We start from the raw sequence: 24204 nt of genomic DNA, 5'->3' as shown, positions 1-24204 counted from the left end.
AGCACGTCCTACGTGCCTTGAAGGAGAACGCCCGGCAAGGCTTCTGGAACGGTTCGCTGCCGCCCATCGGCTACCGCGTCGTCGATGCCGAGCAGCGCGGCACCAAGATGAAGAAGAAGCTGGAAATCGACCCGCTGCACGCCGACACCGTGCGGCTGATCTTCCGCCTCGCATCGGAAGGCGACGGCACGTCCGGCCCCATGGGCGTCAAGAACATCGTCAGCTACCTCAACAGGAACCGCATGTTCACCCGCAGCGGCGGACGTTGGGGCATCGGCCAGTTTCACCGCGTCCTGACCCGCCGCACCTATATCGGCGAACACCGCTTCAATCGCCGGTCCAAGAAGGGCGAGGTGAAGCCGGAGGAAGAAGTCGTCACCGTCGCGGTGCCGCCGCTGATTGACCTTGAGATGTTCGAGGCGGTGCAGAACCGCTTGAAGGTCAACAATCCGAAGGTGACGCCGCCGCGCGTCGTCAGCGGCCCGAACCTGCTGACCGGCATTTGCTATTGCGGCAATTGCGGCGGGGCCATGACGCTCCGCACCGGCAAGAACGGCCGCTACCGCTACTATGCCTGTTCGATCCGGGCGCGGCAGGGCGAAACCGGCTGCAAGGGCCGCGCGATCCCGATGGACAAGCTGGACCGCATCGTGGTCAGCCACATCGAGGAAAGGCTGCTGGACCCCGAGCGGATCGAAGACGTGCTCGCCTCGCTTCTGGAGCGTCGGCAGGAGAGCGTCGAGCGGCGCAGCCAGCACATCGCCGAATTGAACCAGAGCGCGGCCGAGGCCGACATGCGCCTCAAGCGGCTCTATGAGGCTATCGAGGCCGGTTCGCTCGACCCGGCCGAATCCGCCCTTGGCGAACGCATCGCCGGTCTTACGGCGATACGGGATCAGGCACGAGCCGACGCCGTAAGGACCGAAGCCATGCTGAAAAACGCGGCCCATAAGGGCCTCACAGGGGCGGCCGTGCGGGAACTGGCGAGCGAGGCACGCACCGGGCTTCGGCTCGAAAAGGGCGGCTATCGGCGGGATCACGTCCGGGCTTTCGCCCAGCATGTCGAGGTCGCGGATGATGCGATCTACATCAATGGCAACAAAAACACGCTGTTGAGGACGCTGATCGCCACTAAGGGAGGGAAATCGGCGGGAATCGGCGTTCCCGGTTTTATACCAAGGTGGCGGAAGCGGTGGGATTCGAACCCACGGTGGGGTCTCCCCCACGCTGGTTTTCAAGACCAGAGCCTTAAACCACTCGGCCACACTTCCTCGGCCCTTCCTTTCGCAGCCCCGGCGGCAGCAAGTCAAGACGTCGGGATCGCCGGCAGGCTCAGCACGGCGCGCAAGCCGCCCAGGTCGGACCGCTCGAGCGCCAGCGCGCCGCCGTGCAGCGCCGCGAGATCGGCGACGATGCCCAGGCCCAGGCCGGTGCCGGGCGGGCCGGTCTCGTCCAGCCGCGCGCCGCGGGTCAGGGCCAGCGCATGATCGGCGTCGGGCAGGCCGGGGCCGTCGTCCTCGATGGCGATGCGCAGCCGGTCGCCCTGGACCGCAGCACCGATGCGGATCCGGCCCGAGGACCATTTCACCGCATTCTCGACCAGGTTGCCGACCATCTCCTCGAGATCCTGGCGCTCGCCGGCGAAGGCGGGGGCGCCGGGGGCCGCGACCTCGACCGCCAGGTCCGATTCGCGGATCGGGCCGCGCAGCACCAGCAGGATGTCCTCGATCACCGGCAGGGCGGCGGTGCTGTGGCCCAGCAGGCGCGGTGCGGCCGAGGAGCGCGCCCGGCGCAGGTGCCAGCCGATCTGGCGGTCCATGCGCGCGACCAGCGCATGGCCGGGGTGATCGGGCGGCAGGGCATTGTCCAGCGCCGCCAGCGGCGTCTTCAGCGAATGCGCGAGATTGCCCAGATGCTCGCGCGCGCGGGCCAGCACGCTGCGGTTCTGTTCCAGAAGCGCGTTGATCTCGGCCGCGACGGGGCGCAGCTCGGCCACGGCGGGCAGGGGCAGGCTTTCGGCCCGGCCGGCGCGGATGCGGCGCAGGTCGCGGCCCAGCCGGTCCAGGCTGCCGAGCCCCGCCGCGACCTGCAGCAGGCTCGCCACGGTCAGCGCCAGCCCCAGCACCGCCAGCGACACCGCCAGCGGCCGGCGCAGCCGCGCAAGGCTCGCGTCGATCTCGGCCCGCGGCGCCGTCACCGTCACCGCCAGCGCCGAATCGCTGCCGGGCAGGGTGAAGCCGTGGCGGGTGACGCGCAGCGCCTCGCCATCGGGGCCGAGGCCGGGGCCGCCCTGCAACTCGGCATCGGGGGGCCGCAGCACATTGTCGAACAGCGAATGCGACTTGGCCGTCACCCGCCCGTCCTGCGACAATTGCCAGAACCAGCCCGAGAGCGGAATCTGGAAGCGCGGGTCGGTCGGCTCGGGGCCAGCCAGCAGCCGGCCGCCGGCGTCGATGCTGGCGCCGGCGATCAGCGCATCGGCCACCGCCTCGGTCTCGGCATCGAAGCGGCCGGCGATGAAATCCTCGAGAATGGCGGCAATGGTCAGATAGCCCGCGACCAGCGCCGCCAGCGTCAGCGCCGCGCCAAGGCCGATCAGCCGGGCGCGGATGGAATCGCGCGGCCAGATCACGGCGCGGCCTGCAGGACGTAGCCCTCGCCGCGCCGGGTCTCGATCAGCCCCTCGCCGATCTTGCGGCGCAGCCGGCCGATGACGACCTCGATCGACTTGAAGTCGCGGTCGGCGGCGGAATCATAGAGGTGGTCGGACAGCTCGCTGCGGCTGACGACGCGGTTCTGGTGGTGGATGAGATAGGACAGGATGCGGGTCTCGAAGGCGGTCAGCTTCAGCGCCATGCCGTTCCTGGTGATGACGCCCAGCTGGCTGTCCAGCCGCAGCGGCCCGGCCTTGATGACGGCCTGGGCATGGCCGGCAGCACGGCGCACCAGGGTCTGGGCGCGGATCACCACCTCTTCCAGCCGAAACGGCTTCACGGCGTAATCGTCGGCGCCGGCGCGAAAACCCGCGACCTTGTCGGTCCAGTCGCCGCGCGCGGTCAGGATCAGCACCGGCATGGTCACGCCGCCCTCGCGCCAGCGGGTCAGGACCTCGATCCCCGGCAGGCCGGGCAGGCCCAGGTCGAGGATGGCGAGGTCATAGGTTTCGGTCGCGCCCAGGAATTCGCCCTGCGTGCCGTCGGCGGCCAGGTCGCAGGCGAAGCCGCCGTCGCGCATTGCCTGCGCCAGCTGCGCCGACAGGGTCGGGTCGTCCTCGACGATCAGGCATCTCATCGCTCGTCCTCCCGGCGGCGCGCCTCGGTCAGCCCGGCGCCCGCCACATCGAGGAAGGCGCCGGTCCGGGCGTCGAGCCGGATCACCAGCACGTCGCGCGCCGGAGTCAGCAGCCGCAGCTGATGCACCAGCACCACGCCGCGCGCGCGTTCCTCGGGCGTGGGGGCGGCGATGCGCGCGGCGATCAGCCGGCCGCGAAAGCGCTTGGCCACGATGCGGAACGCCTGTTTCAGCGGCAGGACGTGGCTCTCCGGCAATTCCATATCGTGGAACTCGGGCGCCAGATCCTCGGGCCTGGGGCCGCGGTCGCGGTCGTGGTCGTCGGCCGCGGCGGGCAGGGCCAGCGCGGCGATCAGCGGCAGGGCAAGGATGCGGGCATGGACCATCTGCCCCATGTAATGCGACAAAACCAAACGAAAGCCAAACGGGCTGTTGGCGTTTCGTTGGCAAGGGGCGGGGTATTTCCGATTCGCATGGGGCCGGATCGCCCCGACACGCAAGGAACCAGAAAATGAGCAGAACATTCCGCACCCCCCTCGCGCTGACCGCCGTGCTGGCACTGCTGGCCGGCCCGGTGCTGGCGCAGGATGCCGCCCCCGCCGCGCCGACGCCTCCGGTGGCCGAGACGCAGGCGGCCCAGGCCCAGGCTTCCGCCCTGCCGAAGGTGCTGCAGGACGCCGGGCTGACCGATGTCACGACCAGGCGCGGCCCGCGCGGCGGCAGCCGCGTCGAGGGCAAGCTGCCCGACGGCAGCCAGATCCAGGCCATGCTGACCGCCGAGGGCGCGCTGCGCGGCGTCAAGGCCCAAGGCGACGCGGCGCTGCCGCAGCCGCTGGTCGAGCAACTGGTGCCGCAGGCGGTGCGCGACAACGCGGTCTTTGCCGAACTGGGCAGCCTGCGCGCGGTCTTCACCAGCGAGCGCGGCGTGATGCTGGCCGGCCAGGACGCCGAGAAGAACCGCATCCGCGCCGCCTTTGCCGAGGACGGCACGCTGCTGCGCTTTGGCCGCGGCGACGACGATCACGACCGCAAGGATCGCGGCCGCGACCACGGCAAGCGCCATGACGACCGGCGCGGCGACCGCGACCGTGACCACGACCGCGACTGGGGCGGCAAGCGGGATCACGACCGCCGCGAGGGGCGCGGTCCCGACGCGCCTCGGCCGGCCGGCGACGCGCCCGAGCGCGCGGCGATCGCGCCTGAGGCGCTGCGCCAGGCGCTGACCTCGGCCGGCTATACGCAACTGGGCGAGATCGCCCAGGACGGTCCCCGCATCACCGCCCAGGCCCATAATCCCGAGGGCGAGCCGGTGCTGCTGGAGCTGAACCCGCAGGGCCGGGTGCTGCGCGAGATCGCGCGCTGATCCAGTGCCATGAAACCCAAGGGGCCGCGCGGGCATTTGACCTGCGCGGCCCTTTCTGCGACGATTTTCCCGCAACTCTCGGCAAGTGGTTGCCACCTGACGCGAAAAGGCTTGCCTGATCCGCGCGGCAATGCGAAATCCGCTCGGAATTTCTGGGCCTTCGCGCCCGAAGAATGAGGATGGTCGATGCGTCGTCGCGATTTTGTCATCTCTGCCGGGGCCGCCATGACGGCGGTCGGCGCGCTGTCGTCCTCGCTGGGCGCGGCGCTGGCGCAGGAAGGCCCCGAGACGGCCACGCCCGAACCGCAGACCGAACCGGCCGATGCCGCGCCGCCCAAGCCCTTCGATTTCGAGGATGTGGCGGCCATGGCCAAGGACCTGGCCAGCAAGCCCTATGAATATCGCGATGCCGAATTGATCGGCACCTTCGGCAACCTGACCTATGACCAGTATCGCGGCATCCGCTTCCGCCGCGACCGCGACCCCTGGGTCGGCAGCCGCGATTTCGCGCTGGACCTGCTGCCGCCCGGCTCGATCTTCCACGAGCCGGTGGACATCAGCCTGGTCGACAATGGCGTGGTGATCCCGGTCAAGTTCGACCCGCATATGTTCGACTTCGACCCGGCGCAGTTCCCGGACGGGGTGGATTACGAGACGCTGGGCGACATGGGCTGGTCGGGCTTTCGCATCCGCACGCCGCTGAACCGGCCCGACGTCATGGACGAGGTCGCGGTCTTCCAGGGCGCGAGCTATTTCCGCGCCGTGGCGCGCGGCACGCTCTACGGGCTTTCGGCGCGCGGCCTGGCCATCGGCACCGGCAGCCCCGAGGGCGAGGAATTCCCGCTGTTCCGCGGCTATTGGATCCACAAGCCGGGCGACCAGGACCGCTCGGTGCTGATCCACGCGCTTCTGGACAGCAAGTCGGTCTCGGGCGCCTTCGAGTTCCGCATCACCCCGGGCGCCGAGACGGTCTTCGACACCCGTGTCTCGCTGTTCCCGCGCAGCGACATGAAGAACATCGGCATCGCGCCCCTGACCTCGATGTACTGGTTCGGGCCGACCGACCGCTCGCGCGTCGACGACTATCGTCCGGCGGTGCATGACAGCGACGGCTTGCAGATGCTGACCGGCGACGAGCAGCGGCTGTGGCGGGTGCTGTCGGGGCATTCGACGCTGCAGACCTCGGCCTTCATGGACAACAACCCGCTGGGCTTCGGCCTGGCGCAGCGGGCGCGCGACTTCGAGAGCTACAAGGACGCCGAGGCGCGCTACGAGCGCCGGCCCTCGGGCTGGATCGCACCGCAGGACGGCTGGGGCAAGGGCACCGTCAACCTGATCGAGATCCCGGTCGAGAACGAGTTCAACGACAATATCGTCAGCTTCTGGCAGCCGGCGGACACCTTGGTCACCGGCAACCGCTACGACTTCAACTATATTCTGAGCTTTGCCTCGGAAGTGCCTGACAGCGCGCCGATTTCGCGCGTCATCGAGACCATGTCGGGCAAGGCGATCAACGATCCGAACGCCCGCACCTATATCGTCGATTTCGACCTTGGCCTGTTCGGCGCCGAGGATCCGGTGCCGGCGGTGCGCGCCTCGGCCGGGCGGATCGGGCACAGCTATCTGCTGCGGCTGCCGGAACAGCGCCGGATGCGGCTGGCGTTCGAATACGTGCCCGAGGGCGCCAAGCTGGCCGATCTCTCGGCGGTGCTGAACGGTCCCGAGGGGCCGCTCAGCGAAACCTGGATTGCGCGCTGGACCCGCGAGTGACCGACGTGACCGATACCCGCAGCCAGCCGGCCGCCGCGCCGGCCAGCCCGCCCGAAACCCTGCCGCTTGCGGCCGAGGACAGCTGGGAGGCGCTGGACCTGCCGCAGGCCGACGGCCCGGCGACGCCGCCCGAGGCGCCGCTGGACATGCCCGAGCAGGATTTCCGCGCCCGCCCGCCGCTGGGGCCGGACAGCCGCTGGCCCGGGCTGGGCACCATCGCGGCGCGGATCGTGGCCTTTGGCGGCGCCGCGGCCATCGCCTGGTATGGCTGGAAGCAGATGGTGCTGGCCTTTGGCACCTCGATGACCTTCCTGCAATCGGTGCTGCTGGTGCTGTTCGCGATCACCTTCACCTGGGTCGGCTTCTTCCTGACCTCGATGATCGCCGGCGTCTTCGCGCGCCGGCCGCGCACGCCCGACGGCCCGAACGAGGCCCGCATCGCCGTGGTCATGCCGGTCTATAACGAGGACGCGGCGGCGACCGCGGGGCTGCTCGCGGCGCTGGCGCGCGACCTCTACCGCGTGGGCCTGGGCCAGCGGGCCGAGATCTTCGTGCTCTCCGACAGCCGCGACCCGGATGCGGTGCTGGCCGAGATGGCCGCCGTCAGCCGCCTGCGCGACATCTCGCCGGTGCCGGTCTGGTATCGGCGCCGGCGCGACAACAAGGGCCGCAAGGCCGGCAATGTCGGCGAATTCGTGCGCCGCTGGGGCGGGCGCTATGACCAGATGGTGGTGCTGGACGCCGACAGCGTGGTCGGCGCGGCGACCATCAAGGCGCTGTCGGCACGGATGAACGCCGATCCCGCCGTGGGGCTGATCCAGACCATGCCGATGCTGGTCGGCGGCCAGACTATCTTTGCCCGGCTGACCCAGTTCGCCGGCCGCATCTATGGCCCGGCCATCGCGCGCGGCGTCTCGGCCTGGTCGGGCGACAGCGGCAATTTCTGGGGCCATAACGCCATCATCCGCGTGCCCGCCTTCGCGCAATGCTGCGGCCTGCCGGAGCTGCCGGGCAAGCCGCCCTTCGGCGGCCATGTCCTGTCGCATGATTTCGTCGAGGCCGCGCTGCTGCGCCGCGCCGGCTGGAAGGTGCGGCTGGACCACGACCTGCGCCAAAGCTTCGAGGGCAGCCCGCCCACGCTGCTGGACATGGCCGTGCGCGAGCGCCGCTGGGCGCAGGGCAACCTGCAACATGCCCGCATCATCTTCTCGCGCGGGTTTGCCTGGATCAGCCGGGTGCATTTCACCATCGGCATCCTGGGTTTCCTGATGTCGCCGATCTGGCTGGCGATGATCCTGGTCGGGCTGGCGCTGTCGGCCAATGTGCTGCTGTCGCGGCCGGATTACTTCCCGCAGACCTATCAGCTGTTCCCGACCTGGCCGACCTTCGACCCGGTGCGCATGCTGTGGCTGTTCATCGCCGCCATGTCCTTCCTGCTGGTGCCGAAGTTCATCGCCATCTTCCGCGCCTGGCTGCGGCCCCTGGCCCGCAACTCGGGCGGCAGCGTGCGGCTCTTGGGCTCGGGCCTATTCGAGATGGTGCTTTCGGCGCTGATCGCGCCGGTGCAGATGCTGATCCAGACCCGGCAGATCTTCGAGATCCTGCGCGGCCGCGATTCCGGCTGGGAGGCGCAGGTCCGCGCCGGGCAGATGCCGCCCTGGCACGTCGTGCTGCGCCGTCATGCCATCCATGTCGTGGCGGGCGTCGGCACGCTGGTGGTGCTGGCGATCCTGTCGCCCTGGCAGCTGGTCTGGCTGTCGCCGATCCTGGCCGGGCTGATCCTGTCGCCGCTGACCTCGCGCTGGTCGGCAAGCCCGGTCTTCGGCCGCTGGGCCCGGCGCCAAGGCCTGCTGGTCACCCCCGAGGAACGCGAGCCGCCCGAACTGCTGACCGCCGCCAATGCGCTGGACTTCCGCATCGCCGCCAGACTGCCGACGCGGGGCATCGCCGCCCTGGGCGACGACCCGGCGCTGCGGGCGCGGATGCTGGCGCTGCTGCCCGAGGCCCCGTGCGGCCCCGCGGCCGAGCGGCTGGACGCGATCGCGGCCGAGGCCAAGATCGGCCATGCCACCAGCCAGGCGCAGGCGCTGCGCTTCCTGAGCCCGGCCGAGACCCTGGCGCTGGTCGAGAACCGCGCCCTGATCGAAGCCTTCGCAAGCCTGCCCGCAGAATGAAACGCATCGCGGCTCTCGACATGCTGCGCGGCTATGCGCTGGTCTGCATCATGCTGGATCACATGCCCATCGGGCTGCTGCGCAATGTCACGCTGACGAATTTCGCCGTCTTCGACGCGGCCGAGCTGTTCGTGCTGCTGTCGGGCTTCCTGGTCGGCATGGTCTGGGTCAAGGTCGAGGCGCGCCAGGGCCGCCGCACGGCACAGCTGCGCTTCCTGCGCCGCTCGGCCCAGGTCTGGCTGGCGCTGATCGCCGGGGCGGTGCTGCTGGCGCTGTTCTCGGCGCTGCTGTTCAAGCTGCACATGAACCACACGGCGGTCTGGTTCCAATACGCGCGCTGGATCTTCGAGCATCCCATCGGATATGTCGCCACCGTGGCGCTGATGTGGATGCAGCCGAACCTGCTGGACGTGCTGGCGCTTTACGTGCTGCTGATCGCCACCGTGCCGCTGACCGTGCCCTTCATGCTGCGCATGCCCTGGCTGGCGCTGGCCGTCTCGGTCGCGGTCTGGTGGTTCGCCGAGCCGCTGAACGCGCTGATCCCGAACCAGAGGCCGGGGCCGGGGCTGCTGTTCAACCCCTTCGGCTGGCAGCTGCTGTTCTTTGCCGGCGTCGCCATGGGCGCGTTCCGCGACCGCATCATGCCGGTGCTGCGCCGCCATGCCGGGCTGCTGACCGTGCTGTCGGTCGCGGTGATGCTGTTCAGTCTGACCACGGTCATGGCCTGGCGCATCGGGCCTCCGGCCAAGCCGGTGACGGATTTCATCCGCTCGCTGACCGGCGGCATCGACAAATGGTCGCTGGATTTCGCGCGGCTGATCGCGATCCTGGCCGCAAGCTGGCTGGTGGCGGTGCCGCTGGCGCGGCCCTTCGCCTGGATGGCCGGCACCGCGCCGGGCGAGGCGCTGGCCGAGATCGGCCGCGGCGGGCTTTTCTCGTTCATCGTCTGCGTGCTCTTCTCGATCTGGGGCGACGCGCTGGACATGACCGTGCCGCAGGGGGGCGCGGCCTGGTTCTGGCTGCGGCTTGCGATCGACCTGTGGCTGATCGTCGCCTTCTGGGCCATCGCGGCGGTCTGGATGCGGCGCGAGGCCTGGGTGCCGCCGCTGCGGGCGCGACTTCGGTTGGATTGACGCATGGCCCTGCGCCCCGCAATTTGGCGCGCGGGGGTCATGGAGGGAAAGATGAAATCGGATATCGAGATCGCCCGCGCGGCGAAGAAGCAGCCTATCGGCAAGATCGCAGCCCGGCTTGGACTGGGCGAGCGGGACATCCTGCCCTATGGCCATGACAAGGCCAAGATCAGCCATGACTGCATCCGCGGGCTGGCCGACCGGCCGCTGGGCCGGCTGGTGCTGGTGACGGCGATCAACCCGACCCCCGCGGGCGAGGGCAAGACCACGACCACGGTCGGCCTGGGCGATGCGCTGAACCGCATCGGCCAGCGCGCCACCATCTGCATCCGCGAGGCGAGCCTGGGTCCGAACTTCGGCATGAAGGGTGGGGCCGCCGGCGGCGGCATGGCCCAGATCGTGCCGATGGAGGACATGAACCTGCATTTCACCGGCGATTTCCACGCCGTGACCAGCGCCCACAACCTGCTGTCGGCGATGATCGACAACCACATCTATTGGGGCAATGCGCTGCGCATCGACCCGCGCCGCATCACCTGGCGCCGGGTCATGGACATGAACGACCGGGTGCTGCGGCAGATGGTCATCGCGCTTGGCGGCCCGGCCAACGGCTATCCGCGCGAGACCGGCTTCGACATCACCGTGGCCTCGGAGGTGATGGCGATCCTGTGCCTTTCGCGCGATCTCGAGGATCTGCAGGACAGGCTGGGCCGCATCGTCATCGGCTATACCATCGAGCGCCAGCCGATCACCGCCCGCGACATCGGCGCCGACGGCGCCATGACGGTGCTGCTGCGCGACGCGCTGCAACCGAACCTGGTGCAGACGCTGGAAAACAATCCGGCGCTGGTCCATGGCGGCCCCTTTGCCAATATCGCCCATGGCTGCAATTCGGTCATGGCCACCCGCACGGCGCTGGCGCTGTCGGATTACGTGGTGACCGAGGCCGGCTTCGGCGCCGATCTGGGGGCCGAGAAGTTCCTTGACATCAAGTGCCGGCTGGCCGGGCTGGAGCCCGAGGCGGTGGTGCTGGTCGCGACGGTGCGGGCGCTGAAGATGAACGGCGGCGTCACCCGCGCCGAGCTCGGGGCCGAAAACGTCGCGGCGCTGCGCGACGGCTGCGCGAACCTTGGTCGCCATATCGAGAACCTGCGCGGCTACGGCCTGCCGGTGGTGGTGGCGATCAACCACTTCACCACCGACACCGGGGCCGAGGTCGCCGCGCTGCAGGATTATTGCGCCGAGCATGGCGTGCGGGCGGTGCTCTGCAAGCATTGGGCCGAGGGCGGCGCCGGCGCCGAGGAGCTGGCCCGCGCCGTGGTCGAGATGGCCGAGGCCGGCGCCGATTTCGCGCCGCTCTATCCCGACGCCATGGCCCTTCGCGACAAGATCGAGACCGTCTGCAAGCGCATCTATCGCGCCGAGGCGGTCGAGTTCCTGCCGCATATCCTGGAACGGCTGAGCGAATGGCAGGCGGCCGGCCATGGCCATCTGCCGGTCTGCATGGCCAAGACGCAATATTCCTTTTCCGCCGATCCGACGGCGCTCGGCGCGCCCGAGGGCTTTACCATCCCGGTGCGCGAGGTGCGGCTGGCGGCCGGCGCGGGCTTCGTCGTGGCGATCTGCGGCGACATCATGACCATGCCCGGCCTGCCGCGCGAGCCGGCGGCGCTGCGCATCGGCCTTGATGCCCAGCGCCAGGTGCAGGGTCTGTTCTGATGCGGGCCGGACTGCCCCTCGCGCGCGCCGGCATGCGGATCGGCCTTCTGGGCGGATCCTTCGACCCGGCGCATGAGGGGCATGTTCATATCACCGAGGCGGCGCTGCGCCGCTTCGGTCTCGACCGGATCTGGTGGCTGGTCAGTCCCGGCAATCCGCTGAAGGCCCATGGCCCGGCGCCGCTCGCGCACCGCATCGCGGCGGCGCGGGGCATCATGGCCCATCCGCGGGTCGAGATCACCGACATCGAGGCGCGGCTCGGCACCCGCATGACGCGGGACACCATCGCGGGCCTGCAGCGGCTTTATCCGGGCGTGCGCTTCGTCTGGCTGATGGGTGCCGACAACCTGGCGCAATTCGACCGCTGGGACCAGTGGCAGGACATCGCCGCGCGGGTTCCGATCGGGGTGATCGCCCGGCCGGGCTGGCGCATGCCGGCGCGGTTCTCGCGCGCGGCGCGGATGCTGTGGCGCGCGCGCCTGCCCGAGGACCAGGCGCGCCACCTGGCCGATGCCGCCCCGCCGGCCTGGGCGATGATCAACGTGCCGCTGAGCAAGCTCAGCTCTTCGGCGATCCGGGCCAGCAAACGCAAGGAGGCCGCATGACCGCATTGCTCAGGCGCCAGGTCCTGGCCGGGCTCGGCCTGGTGGCGCTGGCGCCGCGTCTGGCGCAAGCCGCCGCCGACCCCGTCGAGGCGCTGATCGCCGGTGCGGAGCTGGGCGGCGCAGTCGGTTTCGCGGTGATCGACACCGCGACCGGCGCGCTGCTGGCCGAGCGGCAGGCCGACCTGGCGATGGCCCCGGCCAGCACGCTGAAATCGGTCACCGCGCTTTACGCGCTGGACCGGCTGGGACCGGCGCATCGCTTCGCCACCCGCGTGATCCGCGCGGGCGAGATGCTGATCCTGGCCGGCGGCGGCGACCCGGTTCTGGACACCGACGCGCTGGACGAGCTCGCCGTCGCCACCGTCGCCGCCGAACAGGCGGCGGGACGCGGCGCGCCGCAGCATTTCGCGGTCTGGGGCGGGGCGCTGCCGCGCATCGACCGGCTGGACCCGGCTCAGGACGCGCATCTGCCCTACAACCCCTCGGTTTCGGGGATGATCCTGAATTTCAACCGCGTGCATCTGGACTGGCGGCGCGGCGACAAGGGCTATCGGCTGTCGTTGCAGGCGCGGGGACGACGGCTGTCGCCGCGTGCCTATACCGCCTCGATCGCGGCGGTCGAGCGCAGGCTGCCGCTCTTTACCTATGAATCCGGCAAGTTGGAAAGCTGGACCATCGCCCGCGCCAGCCTTGGCAAGTCGGGCAGCCGCTGGCTGCCGGTGCGCCGGCCCGAGCTTTACGCCGGCGACGTGTTCCAGACCCTGTGCCGGGCCCGCGGGCTGGTGCTGCCCACGCCCGAGGTCATCGAGCTTCTGCCCGAGGGCGCCGAGATCGCCCGGCACGAGAGCCAGCCGCTGCAGGACATCATCCACGACATGATGGAATATTCGACCAACCTGACCGCCGAGACCATCGGCCTGGCCGCCAGCGGCGCCGGCGACATCCCGGCCTCGGCCGCCGCCATGGCGGACTGGCTGCGCGGGCAGGGAATCGAGACCGGCTTCAGCTTCCACGACCATTCCGGCCTGTCGCCCCGGAACCGGGTCACGGCGCGGACCATGGCCCGGCTGGTCGCCGGCCCCGGCGCCGCGGGCGGGCTCAAGCCGCTGATGAAGCCGATCCCGCTGCGCGACGCCAAGGGCAGGAAGCAGCCCGGCGACATCGCCATCGCGGCCAAGACCGGCACGCTGAACTTCGTCTCGAACCTTGCCGGCTATGCGCAGCGCACGGGCGGGCGCGAACTGGCCTTCGCCATCCTGACCGGCGACGAGGCGCGCCGCGCCGCCACCCAGGGCCAGGAGCTGCCCGAGGGCGTCATGGCCTGGACCAGGCGCGCCAAGCGCCTGCAACAGGCGCTGATCGAGCATTGGTGCGCCGGCGCCTGATCTTCTTCGTTCTGCAAATACCCATGCCGACCGCGCCGCCGGCCGGGGCGCGTCACAAAAGGCGATGCCGCGCCCGGGCCGCCAGCTCGATGGCGCCGGCATGCAGCCGGTCGATTTCCAGCTGGTCGCGGATCTCGGCTAGCATCTCGGCCTCGATCTCGCCCAGCCGGCCGTCGGATGCCGCCACGTCGCAGGCCAGCACATAGGCGGTGTCGAACATCTTCTGCGGCAGCGCCTCGCGCACCAGGCCGAAGAGCGCGTCCAGCCCGTCCTCTTCCTCGAACAGGCTCAGCACGGTCTGCGATACGGCGCGGATGCGGTCGATGTCGTAATTGGCGAAGACCGGCGTATGGTTCACCGCCCGCTCGATGGCGAGAAGCTCGGCGGTGCGCGGGTTCTGGTCCGAGGCCGAGACCCCCACCATCACCGCGACCAGCGCGTCGCAGGGCGAGAACGAGGGAACATTGTCGGTCATGGCAAATCTCCGTGGCTGCCCGGCGAAATTATTGACCATTCCGGCCCGTTTCAATACGGGGGAAGCCTTAGCCACCGGAGACCCGACCATGACCGCCCTGCGTGATGCCGCGATGAAATCCAAGGCCTGGCCCTTCGAGGAGGCCCGCCGCGTGCTGAAACGCTATGAGAAGAAGGACCCGGACAAGGGCTATGTGCTGTTCGAGACCGGCTACGGCCCCTCGGGCCTGCCGCATATCGGCACCTTCGGCGAGGTGGCGCGCACCACGATGATCCGCCGGGCCTTCGAGATGATCTCGGACATCCCGACGCGGCTGTTCTGTTTCTCGGACGACATGGACGGCATGCGCAAGGTGCCCGAGAACGTGCCGCAGCAGGAGATGCTGCGCCAGCACCTGCAGGAGCCGCTGACCACCGTGCCGGACCCGTTCGGCGAATACGACAGTTTCGGCGGCCATAACAACGCCATGCTGCGCCGGTTCCTCGACACCTTCGGCTTCGAATATGAATTCATCAGCGCGACCGAATTCTACAAGTCGGGCCAGTTCGACGCCACGCTGCTGAAGGCGGCCGAGAAATACGACGCCATCATGGAGGTCATGCTGGCGTCCCTGCGCGAGGAGCGCCAGCAGACCTATTCCTGCTTCCTGCCGATCAGCCCCAAGACCGGCAAGGTGCTTTACGTGCCGATCAAGCATGTCGATGCCAAGGCCGGCACCGTGACCTTCGACGACGAGGACGGGCAGGAGCTGACCCTGCCGGTCACCGGCGGCCATGTGAAGCTGCAATGGAAGCCGGATTTCGGCGCCCGCTGGGCGGCGCTGGACGTGGATTTCGAGATGTATGGCAAGGACCATTCCACCAATACGCCGATCTATGACGGCATCTGCAAGATCCTGGGCGGGCGGCCGCCCGAGCATTTCACCTATGAGCTGTTCCTGGACCAGCACGGCCAGAAGATCAGCAAGTCCAAGGGCAACGGCCTGTCGATCGACGAATGGCTGACCTATGCGGCGACCGAGAGCCTGAGCTATTTCATGTTCCAGAAGCCCAAGACCGCCAAGCGGATGTATTTCGACGTCATCCCCAAGGCGGTGGACGAATACCACCAGCAGCTGCGCGCCTGGCCCGACCAGACGCCCGAGCAGCAGCTGGCGAACCCGGTCTGGCACATCCATGGCGGCAATGTGCCGGCCAGCGACATGGTGGTGCCGTTCCAGATGCTCTTGAACCTCGCCTCGGTCGCCGGGGCCAAGGACAAGTCGGGGCTGTGGGGCTTCATCCGCCGCTATGCGCCCGAGGCCAGCCCCGAGACCAATCCGACGCTGGATGCGGCGGCGGAATTCGCCGTGCGTTACTTCAACGATTTCGTGGCGCCGACGCGGGTGTTCCGCCAGCCTTCCGAGGTCGAGCGCCGGGCGCTGGAGGACCTGGCCGGCCGGCTGGCGGCCTGGGAGCAGCCCGCCGATGCCGAGGCGCTGCAGACCATGGTCTTCGCCATCGGCCGCGAGCACGGGTTCGAGCCGATGAAGGACTGGTTCCAGGCGCTCTACCAGGTGCTGCTGGGCGCCGACCAGGGGCCGCGCTTCGGCGGCTTCATCGCGCTTTACGGCGTCGCGGAAACCCGCGCCCTGATCGAGCGGGCGCTGGCCGGCGCGCTTGCCGCCCCGGCAAGCGCCTGATCCGGCTTTGAAAATGCCCGTTGCGCGTAGCGGCGTTGCCGCGCGCGGCGGGTTAACGACTGGTTAACGCGGGATTGCCAAATTCTGAACAGACCGCGCGGGCATCCGCCTCGCTTGATCTGGATTAGGGAGAATTGGCATGACCATTGCGATTATCGGGAACCAGTCGCTGATGCCGCGCGCCTTCCGGCTGGGACTGAATCAGTGGTCCCAGACCGACGGGCGGGCGGGCTCTCCGACCTGGGCGGGGGCGGCCAATGCCGCGCTGGTCCCGGCGGACGAGGATTTCGGCAGCTGCCTCGAGATCCTGAAGCAGGAGACGGTGACATCGCTGCGCTACATGCAGCGCACGCCGATCAACCCCGGCAGCTATCTGCGCATCTCGGCCCGGGTCAAGGCCATCGCCGGCAACCTGCCGCAGGTGCGCATCGCGGGCTTTGCCGGCAATGCCGCCGGCACCAATGTCGCCGGCGTGACCCAGACCGGGCCGGCGGTGACGCTGCCGGGCTATGGCCAGGTGGTCGAGGTCGCGGCCGTGGTCGGCACCGGGCGCCGTGACGGCGTCGACATGGCCTGGGGGCGCAATGCGGTCTTCGGCCATTTCGGCCTGGACCTGATCGGCGACAACAACGGCTCGATCCGCATCGAGAGCATCGTCATCGAGGATGTGACGGCGGCCTTCGTGCCCGACATGCTGGACTGGGTCGACGTGCGCGATTTCGGCGCCATCGGCAATGGCACGGCGGACGACCGCGCCGCCTTCGTCGCCGCCGACCAGGCTGCGGCCGGACGCGGCATCCTGGTGCCGGCCGGCGTGTTCTACATCGGCTCGGACCTGAGCATCGCCTCGCCGATCCGCTTCACCGGCACGCTGAAGATGCCGCGCGCGGCCCGGCTGGCGCTGACGCGCAGCTTCGACTTTCCAAGCTATGCCTCGGCCTTCGGCGACGAGACCGAGGGGCTGAAGCGCGGGCTTCAGGCGCTGCTGGGCTTTACCGACCATGCGGTCCTGAACCTGTGCGGCCGCGTCGTCCACCTGACCGAGCCGCTGGTCATCACCGATGCCGTGCCGGGCATGACCAGCTTCGCCAACCGCCGGGTGATCGCGAACGGCCAGATCGCCATTGTGGCGGGCCCGGCCTGGGACACGGGCAGCGTCACCTCGGTCGCGACCTATGCCGTCAACCAGTCGCTGACGCTGTCGGGCGTCGCCAATGTCGCCAATATCGAGATCGGCTCGCGCGTCATCGGCAACGGCGTCGGGCGCGAGGTCTATGTGCGCGAGAAGAACGTGGCCCAGGGCACGCTGACGCTGTCCAATCCGCTTTACGGTGGTCCGGGCACCCGGACCTATACGTTCGAGCGCTATCGCTATGCGCTGGATTTCTCGGGCATGGAGCAGCTCAGCCGCTTCAACTTCGACGACATCGAATTCCTGCTGGAGGGCAATGCCAGCGGCATCATGCTGGCCAAGACCGGCACGATGAACTGCATCCGCGACTGCTATTTCACCCGGCCCAGGGATCGCGGCATCACCTCGATCGGCACCGGCTGCCAGGGCATGCTGGTGGACCGCTGCGAGTTCCTGTCGAACGAGATGGGCGACCTGGCGCAGAACCGCAAGAGCATCGCCATCAACATCAACAACAACGACACCAAGATCCGCCACAGCCGCTTCATCCGCTTCGCGCATTTCGCGGTGATGAACGGCGGCGGCCACATGATCGAGGGCAACCACTGGTTCCAGGGCGACAATGCCCAGAACGGCGTGCGCTTCGGCGGGCTGATCCTGACCCAGACCAATGTGCAGGCGACGATCACCGGCAATTACATCGACAATTGCTCGATCGAATGGACCAACGAGCACGACGCGGCGCCGGATTTCCTGGGCGACGAATATTCCTTCGGCGGGCTGACCATCACCGGCAACACCTTCCTGGCCTCGAACACCACGCTGGGCTTCAACTGGCTGGTGGTGAAGCCCTATGGCACCGGGCATTTCATCCACGGGCTGGCGGTGATGGGCAATGTGTTCAAGTCGCTGAACAACAAGATCACCCGCATCGACAAGGTCGACACCACCTTTGCCGACCTGAACTACCAGCGCATGCGCAATATCCAGTTCCAGGGCAATATGTTCAACGGCGTGAACACCTATGTCGCCAATCCGGTCGACATCAGCCACAGCCAGGCCACGGCCTCGAACCGCTGGGTGATCACGGTGGACAAGGCGCTGCCGTTCAACGGCTGGGTGCGCAACGTGCAATCCGTGGTCGCGACCAGCGCCATCACCAATGCCGCCAATGCCCGGATCAGCGAGATGCCCTGGGTGCAGACGCAGCTGTCGGCGAACCAGCGCCAGATCGCGCTGAACTGGAACGCGGCGGCGCGGGGCTCGGTCAGCATCCGGGCGCGGATGGACAACCCGGACTAGGGTTTTCTGGAAAAGGGTTCTCCCGAGGCCTCCGGCGGATCACTCCGCCGGGGGTTTCAGCATGTCGGCGGGCCCGAGCCGGAAGGCCTGGCCGAAGCCGGCGTTGAGGAGCCCTGAGAGCGGCTCGATGCGCCAGAAGCGGAAGTCGGGCAGGTCGAGATAGACCTTGGCCTTGGGGTCGCGCGCCAGCCACAGCGCCCGGCGCGCCTCGTCCGCCGGGGCGGGCCGGGCGCGGCCCAGGATCGACAGCCGGGCATGGGTCATGGCGTCGCCCTTGGCCGCTTCGGCCACCAGCATCAGGCCGACACGCGGATCGGCGGCGATCGCGCGGCTATGCGCCGCGAGGCCCGAGAGCAGCGCCAGCGGCGCGCCGTCGGCATCGGTCTGCAGCGCGATGCGCGTCACCAGCGGCGCGCCGGTTTCGGGGTCGAGCGTGCCGAGGCTGGCGTGGCGCGCCTGGGCCAGCAAGTCGCGGGCCATGGCGCGGGCGTCGTCGGTGGTCTGGCGAATCGGATCCTGTGTCATGGCCGGATGATGCGCGGCGCCATGGTTGCGTTCAACCGGCCGCGGCCAGTTCCTGCGGCGTCAGCGCGCCGGGGAAATGGCAGGCGGTCAGATGCGCGCCGCCGGTCAGCGCCGGTCGTTCAGCCGCGCAGCGGGCTTCGGCGCGCGGGCAGCGGGTGCGGAAGACGCAGCCCGAGGGCGGGTTCATCGGGCTGGGCAGCTCGCCGCCCAGCGGGATCATGCGCTTGTCGCGCTCCAGCGCCGGGTCGGGGATCGGCACGGCCGAGAGCAGCGCCTGGGTATAGGGATGCTGCGGGTCGGCATAAAGCGCCTGCGCCTCGGCCAGTTCCATCACCCGGCCCAGATACATCACCAGCACCCGGTCGCTGATATGCTTCACCACCGAGAGGTCATGCGCGATGAAGATCAGCGCCAGGCCGAGATCGCGTTGCAGGTCGCCCATCAGGTTGATGACCTGGGCCTGGATCGAGACATCCAGCGCCGAGACCGGCTCGTCGCAGATCACCAGCCTGGGCTCGACGATCAGGGCGCGGGCGATGCCGATGCGCTGGCATTGCCCGCCCGAGAATTCATGCGGATAGCGGTTGATCTGGTTCGGCAGCAGGCCGACGCGGTCCATCATGTCCTTGACGCGGGTCTTGACCTCGGCGCGCGACGGGCCCTTGCGATGGGTGACCAGCGGCTCGGCGATGATCTGGCCCACGGTCATGCGCGGGTCGAGACTGGCCAGCGGATCCTGGAACACCATCTGGATTTCGCTGCGGTATTTCAGCATCTTGCGTGGCGACAGCCCGATCAGGTCGGTGCCGTCCTGCCAGACCGCGCGCCCCGTGGCCGGCACCAGCCCGATCAGCGCCCGCGCCAGCGTCGATTTGCCCGAGCCGGATTCGCCGACCACGCCCAGCGTCTCGCCCGGCATCAGGTCGAAGCTGACGCCACCCACGGCATGCAGCTGGCGCGGCTTCGACCAGGGCAGGGCGCCGGGCTGCGGCACATCGAAGGTCACGCGCAGGTCGCGCGCGGAAAGCAGCGGGGTCATGGCTGAAGCTCCTCGATGGCGGCGGCTTCCGGCTGGTCGGGCAGCAAGGGCGGGCCGGCGCGGACCTCGGCGACCGGGGCGTGGCAGGCGCGCTCGCGCCCGGGGGCAAAGGCGTCCAGGGGCGGCATCGTCTCGCATTCCGCCCGCACATAGGCGCAGCGCGGCGCGAAGGGGCAGCCGGGCGGCGGCGCGGTCATGTTGGGCGGGCTGCCGGGGATCGCCATCAGCCGCTCGCCCTGCTGGTCCACGCGCGGGATCGCGGCGAGCAGCCCCTGGGTATAGGGATGCGCCGGGTTGGCAAAGATCGGCGCGACCGGCGCGCGCTCCATGATCCGGCCGCCATACATGACCATGACCCGCTCGCATGACCCCGCGACCACGCCCAGGTCATGGGTGATGAGGATCATCGCCATGCCGAATTCGCGTTGCAGATCGGCCAGCAACGCCATGATCTGCGCCTGCACGGTTACGTCCAGCGCCGTCGTCGGCTCATCCGCGATCAGCAGTTCCGGCCGGCAGAGCAGCGCCATGGCGATCATCACCCGCTGGCGCATGCCGCCCGAGAACTCGTGCGGATAAAGCCGGATGCGCCCGCGCGCGTCGGGGATCCTGACCGCGTCCAGCATGCGCGCCGCCTCGGCCACGGCGGCCGCCTTGCCCAGGCCCTTGTGCAGCATCAGGACCTCGGCCATCTGGTCCGAGACCCGCATATAGGGGTTCAGGCTGGTCATCGGGTCCTGGAACACCATGGCGATGCCGCGGGCGCGGATGCGGTTCAGCACCTGGGGCGGGGCGTTCAGGATCTCGGCGCCGTCGAAGCGGACCGAGCCCGTGGCGCGGCCGTTCCGCGCCAGAAGCCCCATGATCGAGAACGCCAACTGCGACTTGCCCGAGCCGCTTTCGCCGACGATGCCCAGGGTCTGGCCCTTGGCCACGTCCAGGTCGATGCCGTTCACGGCCGAGACCTCGCCATCGGTGGTGGCGAAGCGCACGTTCAGGTCGCGGATTTCCAGCAGCGCCATGTCAGCGATCCTTCGGGTCCAGCGCATCGCGCAAGCCGTCGCCGACGAAGAAGAAGGCGAAGAGCGTGATGCAGAAGAAAAACAGCGGGAACATCAGCTGCCAGAGCGTGCCGTAGTTCATCGTCCCCGCGCCCTCGGAGATCAGCGCGCCCCAGGAGGTCAAGGGCTCCTGCACGCCGAGGCCGAGGAAGCTGATGAAGCTTTCCGACAGGATCATCAGCGGCACCAGCAGCGTGGCATAGACCGCGACCACGCCCAAGAGGTTCGGCACGATATGGCGCAGCACGATCCGCCACCCCGGGACGCCGGCGGCGCGGGCGGCCTCGATGAATTCGCGGTGTTTCAGGCTGAGGGTCTGGCCGCGCACGATCCGGCTCATGTCCAGCCAGGAGATCAGGCCGATGCCCAGGAACAGCATCGACATCGAGCGGCCGAAGATCACCAAGAGCAGGATCAGCACGAACATATAGGGGATCGACATCAGCACATCGACCGCGCGCATCATCACCGCATCGGTGCGGCCGCCGACATAGCCGGCGGTGGCGCCGTAAAGCGTGCCGACGATCACCGCGATGCCGGCGCCGATCAGCCCGACCAGCAGCGAGACCTGGGTGCCCTGCACCGTGCGCGAGAACAGGTCGCGGCCCAGGTCGTCGGTGCCGAAGTAATGCCCGTTCTGCCAACTGGGCGCGCCCAGTTGCGCGGCCTGGCCCATGACCGAGAAATCCATCTCGTCATTCGGCCAGGCGGCGAGCTGATTGCCGAAGATCGCGAACAGCCCGACCAGGATCAGCACGGCCAGGCTGACCATGGCCGCCCTGTTGCGGCGAAAGCGGCGGCGGGCGTCGGCCCAGGGGCTGCGGCCCTTGACTTCGGGCTGCGACAGGCGGGCGGCCAGCGACTGCATTTTCCGAGTCTCGATCATGGCTCAATACCGGATCTTCGGGTCGATCCATGCGTAAAGCACGTCCACGACCAGGTTGAAGAAGATGGTCAGCGCGCCCACCAGGATGGTGATGCCCATCATCACCGCATAGTCGCGGTTCAGCGCCGAATCGACGAAGCTGCGGCCGATGCCGCCAGTCGAGAAATACATATCGACCACGACCGAGCCGGTGATCATGGTGACGAAGGCCGGGCCCAGGTAGCTGATGACCGGCAACAGCGCCGGTTTCAGCGCATGGCGCAGGATGACGCGCGACTCGGGCAGGCCCTTGGCGCGGGCGGTGCGGATGTGGTTGGAACCCAGCACCTCCAGCATTGACGACCGGGTGATGCGCGCAATCGAGGCCATGAAGCTGGTCGAGAGCGCCACCACCGGCATGATCCAGTAGATCGGCCCACCCCAGCCGCCGCCCGGCAGCCAGCCCAGCCACAGCGTGAACACCAGGACCAGGATCGGCGCCATGACGAAGTTCGGCAGCACCTGCGCCCCGATCGAGACGCCGACGGCGAGGTAGTCGAGCCAGCTGTTCTGCCGGATCGCCGCCGCGACGCCCAGGGACACGCCCACCGCCACCGCCACGACGAAGGCGATGCCGCCATAGGTCAGCGTCACCGGGAAGCCGGCGGCGATGATCTGGTTCACCGAGCGGTCGGGATAGACGAAGCTGGGGCCGAAGTCGAAATGCGCGACGATGCCCCAGACATAGTTGACGATCTGCCGCCACAGCGGATCGTCGAGCCCGTATTTGGCGTTCAGGTTGGCCAGCACCTGCGGCGGCAGGGCGCGTTCCTGCGTGAAGGGGCCGCCGGGCGCGGCGTGCATCAGCAGGAAGGAAACGACGATCAGCAGAAGCAGCGTCGGGATGGCGACCGCGAGCCGCCGAAGGATGAAGCCGAACATGCGCAGGTTCCCAAGGACAGGTGCCGGACGTGTTCAGGGGCGGCGCCGGGCCGCCCCCGAGACTTACTTCTGGATGCGGTAGATGTCCTTGGCATACCAGTCGTTCATCACGTTCTCGGTCGGCAGGCCCTTGATGTCGTCGCGGATCATGTCGACCTTGGCATATTGATAGATCGGCACCAGCGGCATGTCCTCGGCCAGGATCTTCTCGGCCGCGGTATATTGCTGGTTCGGATCGGCCGAGGTTTTCGACTGGTCCATCAGCTTGTCGAATTCCGGGTTGGAATATTTGCCGTAGTTCATGCCCGTGCTGCGGAAATAGTCGAGGAAGGTCGAGGCCTCGTTATAATCCGCGCACCAGGCATAGCGGGCCATCTGGAAATCCTGCGACTGCATGCGGTCGGTGTGCACCTTCCACTCGACGTTGTTCAGCTCGATCTGCACGCCCAACTGCTTGTAGAACTGCTGCGCGGCGACGGCGATCTTCTTGTGGTTCTCGTCGGTGTTGTATTGCAGGGTCAGCTTCAGCGGCTTGTCGGGACCATAGCCGGCCTCGGCCAGCAGTGCCTTGGCCTTTTCCAGCCGCTCGGCCTGGGTCCAGCCGGCATAGTCGATCTCGGGCATCTGGAAGCCCTCGATGGCCCAATGCGTCCAGTTGTAGGCCGGTTTCTGGCCGCCTTGCAGGATCTGGTTCACCACCACGTCGCGCTGCATGGCATAGCTGAGCGCCTTGCGCACGCGCACGTCCTTCAGCGCCTCGGGGGCCTTGTCGCCGACGTTGAACAGATAGGCATAGGTGCAGGAATAGGGGATCGAGATGGCCTGATCCGGGAACTGCTCCTTGAGCCGCGGATATTGCCCGGCGGGGATCTGCACCCGGTCCAGCTCGCCGGCCTGGTAACGGGTCAGGGCGATGTTGTTGTCGTTGACCGTCAGGCCCTTGATATGCTCCATTACCACATTGGCGGCGTCCCAGTATTCCGGGTTCTTGTCCATGCTGATCTGCACACCCAGGTCGTGGCTTTTCAGCACATAGGCGCCGTTGCCGACCAGCTTGCCGGGCTGGGTCCAGGCGTCGCCCTCGGCCTCGACGACCTTCTGGTTGACCGGGAAGGTCGAGGCATGCGTGACCATCTTGGGAAAATAGGGCGTCGGCGCGGTCAGCTTGACCTGGAAGCTGTGCTCGTCCACGGCCTTGACGCCCAGTTCCTCGGGCTTCTTCTCGCCCTTGACCACGGCCGTGGCATTCTCGACGTTCATCAGTTCCATGAACCAGGCATATTCGCTGGCGGTGGCCGGATCGGCCAGGCGACGCCAGCTATAGACGAAATCGCCCGCGGTGACCGGATCGCCGTTCGACCATTTCGCCTCGGGGCGCAGGTGGAAGGTATAGGTCAGCTTGTCGTCCGACAGGTCGAAGCCGGTCGCGACCCCGGGGATCGGCGCGCCCTTGGGATCCTCGTTCAACAGGCCCTCGAACAGCTGCCGGATGATGTCCGAACCCTCGACATCGGTGTTCTTGTGCGGGTCGGCGGTCTTGATCGCATCGAGCAGCCAGAAGGTATAGCTCTGGTTCTCGGCCAGCTTCTCGCCCTCGGCGGGCTGGACGGCAAAGGCGGGCAGGGCGATGGCGCAGGCCAGCGCGGTGGTCAGGAACAGGCGGGTCATGAAGGCACCTCTCTCGAATGTTGCGGGCGCGGTTCTTTTCGGGGGATTTGCCGCGCGATGGATCGAAATTGACC

General features: G+C 68.4%; 20 protein-coding genes and 1 tRNA gene. 9 read left to right on the top strand and 12 right to left on the bottom strand.

The window, feature by feature from the left end; translation table 11 throughout:
- Positions 1–8: 8 nt before the first annotated feature.
- The 5 genes from PARN5_RS25000 to PARN5_RS0118335 form a co-directional block, all read right to left on the bottom strand.
- On the bottom strand, positions 9–1061 hold the full coding sequence (locus PARN5_RS25000) for a hypothetical protein (protein ID WP_026155553.1): 1053 nt from the start codon (positions 1059–1061) through the stop codon (positions 9–11).
- A 120-nt stretch (positions 1062–1181) separates the two neighbouring features.
- Positions 1182–1271, bottom strand: a tRNA-Ser gene (locus tag PARN5_RS0118350).
- Positions 1272–1306: 35 nt separating this feature from the next.
- Positions 1307–2632, bottom strand: a complete 1326-nt coding sequence (locus tag PARN5_RS0118345; protein ID WP_018001233.1) for a HAMP domain-containing sensor histidine kinase — start codon at positions 2630–2632, stop codon at positions 1307–1309.
- Entirely contained in the window at positions 2629–3291 is a 663-nt protein-coding gene (locus tag PARN5_RS0118340) for a response regulator transcription factor (RefSeq protein WP_018001232.1), read from the bottom strand. The genes PARN5_RS0118345 and PARN5_RS0118340 overlap by 4 nt, the downstream gene beginning before the upstream one ends.
- Positions 3288–3677, bottom strand: a complete 390-nt coding sequence (locus PARN5_RS0118335) for a hypothetical protein (RefSeq protein ID WP_036745125.1) — start codon at positions 3675–3677, stop codon at positions 3288–3290. Before PARN5_RS0118335 ends, PARN5_RS0118340 begins: the two co-directional genes overlap by 4 nt.
- 125 nt (positions 3678–3802) lie before the next feature.
- Between PARN5_RS0118335 and PARN5_RS0118330 the strand changes: the two genes are divergently transcribed.
- The 7 genes from PARN5_RS0118330 (at position 3803) to PARN5_RS0118300 (ending at position 13440) form a co-directional block, all read left to right on the top strand.
- A complete protein-coding gene (locus tag PARN5_RS0118330) occupies positions 3803–4654 on the top strand; it encodes a hypothetical protein (protein ID WP_026155552.1) in 852 nt (283 codons plus the stop codon).
- 186 nt (positions 4655–4840) lie between these two features.
- A complete protein-coding gene (locus PARN5_RS0118325; RefSeq protein WP_018001230.1) occupies positions 4841–6424 on the top strand; it encodes a glucan biosynthesis protein G in 1584 nt (527 codons plus the stop codon).
- The gene (gene mdoH / locus PARN5_RS0118320; protein ID WP_018001229.1) at positions 6421–8598 is read left to right on the top strand and encodes a glucans biosynthesis glucosyltransferase MdoH; all 2178 of its coding nucleotides are present in this window, start codon (positions 6421–6423) and stop codon (positions 8596–8598) included. The genes PARN5_RS0118325 and mdoH overlap by 4 nt, the downstream gene beginning before the upstream one ends.
- Positions 8595–9731, top strand: a complete 1137-nt coding sequence (locus PARN5_RS0118315; RefSeq protein WP_018001228.1) for an OpgC domain-containing protein — start codon at positions 8595–8597, stop codon at positions 9729–9731. Before mdoH ends, PARN5_RS0118315 begins: the two co-directional genes overlap by 4 nt.
- Before the next feature lie 51 nt (positions 9732–9782).
- Positions 9783–11450, top strand: coding sequence for a formate--tetrahydrofolate ligase (locus tag PARN5_RS0118310; protein WP_018001227.1), 1668 nt, complete (start codon positions 9783–9785; stop codon positions 11448–11450).
- The gene (locus PARN5_RS0118305) at positions 11450–12055 is read left to right on the top strand and encodes a nicotinate-nucleotide adenylyltransferase (RefSeq protein ID WP_018001226.1); all 606 of its coding nucleotides are present in this window, start codon (positions 11450–11452) and stop codon (positions 12053–12055) included. The genes PARN5_RS0118310 and PARN5_RS0118305 overlap by 1 nt, the downstream gene beginning before the upstream one ends.
- Complete coding sequence (locus PARN5_RS0118300; RefSeq protein ID WP_018001225.1) at positions 12052–13440, top strand: D-alanyl-D-alanine carboxypeptidase; 1389 nt, start codon at positions 12052–12054, stop codon at positions 13438–13440. Before PARN5_RS0118305 ends, PARN5_RS0118300 begins: the two co-directional genes overlap by 4 nt.
- Before the next feature lie 52 nt (positions 13441–13492).
- On the opposite strand, the gene PARN5_RS0118295 is transcribed toward PARN5_RS0118300, so the two are convergent.
- Positions 13493–13915 carry a tellurite resistance TerB family protein gene (locus PARN5_RS0118295; RefSeq protein ID WP_018001224.1) on the bottom strand — a complete coding sequence of 141 codons (423 nt, stop codon included), beginning with the start codon at positions 13913–13915 and terminating at the stop codon, positions 13493–13495.
- Positions 13916–14003: 88 nt separating this feature from the next.
- On the opposite strand from PARN5_RS0118295, the gene PARN5_RS0118290 reads away from it, so the two are divergent.
- Together PARN5_RS0118290 and PARN5_RS0118285 are read left to right on the top strand one after the other, a co-directional pair.
- Positions 14004–15596: a lysine--tRNA ligase gene (locus tag PARN5_RS0118290; protein WP_018001223.1), complete on the top strand. Its 1593-nt coding sequence runs from the start codon at positions 14004–14006 to the stop codon at positions 15594–15596.
- Positions 15597–15735: 139 nt separating this feature from the next.
- Positions 15736–18030 carry a hypothetical protein gene (locus PARN5_RS0118285; protein ID WP_018001222.1) on the top strand — a complete coding sequence of 765 codons (2295 nt, stop codon included), beginning with the start codon at positions 15736–15738 and terminating at the stop codon, positions 18028–18030.
- Positions 18031–18069: 39 nt separating this feature from the next.
- On the opposite strand, the gene PARN5_RS0118280 is transcribed toward PARN5_RS0118285, so the two are convergent.
- The 6 genes from PARN5_RS0118280 to PARN5_RS0118255 all read right to left on the bottom strand — a co-directional run bounded on the left by PARN5_RS0118280 (position 18070) and on the right by PARN5_RS0118255 (position 24130).
- Positions 18070–18555 (bottom strand): pyridoxamine 5'-phosphate oxidase family protein, encoded by a 486-nt coding sequence (locus PARN5_RS0118280; protein WP_018001221.1) that lies wholly within the window; start codon positions 18553–18555, stop codon positions 18070–18072.
- Positions 18556–18586: 31 nt separating this feature from the next.
- Entirely contained in the window at positions 18587–19594 is a 1008-nt protein-coding gene (locus PARN5_RS0118275) for an oligopeptide/dipeptide ABC transporter ATP-binding protein (RefSeq protein ID WP_018001220.1), read from the bottom strand.
- Positions 19591–20616, bottom strand: coding sequence for an oligopeptide/dipeptide ABC transporter ATP-binding protein (locus PARN5_RS0118270; RefSeq protein ID WP_018001219.1), 1026 nt, complete (start codon positions 20614–20616; stop codon positions 19591–19593). The genes PARN5_RS0118275 and PARN5_RS0118270 overlap by 4 nt, the downstream gene beginning before the upstream one ends.
- 1 nt (position 20617) lies before the next feature.
- Entirely contained in the window at positions 20618–21541 is a 924-nt protein-coding gene (locus PARN5_RS0118265; protein WP_018001218.1) for an ABC transporter permease subunit, read from the bottom strand.
- Between the two features lie 3 nt (positions 21542–21544).
- Entirely contained in the window at positions 21545–22462 is a 918-nt protein-coding gene (gene oppB / locus PARN5_RS0118260; protein WP_018001217.1) for an oligopeptide ABC transporter permease OppB, read from the bottom strand.
- A gap of 63 nt (positions 22463–22525) precedes the next feature.
- Complete coding sequence (locus tag PARN5_RS0118255) at positions 22526–24130, bottom strand: peptide ABC transporter substrate-binding protein (RefSeq protein WP_018001216.1); 1605 nt, start codon at positions 24128–24130, stop codon at positions 22526–22528.
- Between the last annotated feature and the right edge of the window lie 74 nt (positions 24131–24204).

Origin of the sequence: Paracoccus sp. N5 (genome assembly GCF_000371965.1) — a bacterium.
GTDB lineage: Bacteria > Pseudomonadota > Alphaproteobacteria > Rhodobacterales > Rhodobacteraceae > Paracoccus.
This window is presented reverse-complemented; position numbering and strand designations above follow the sequence as displayed.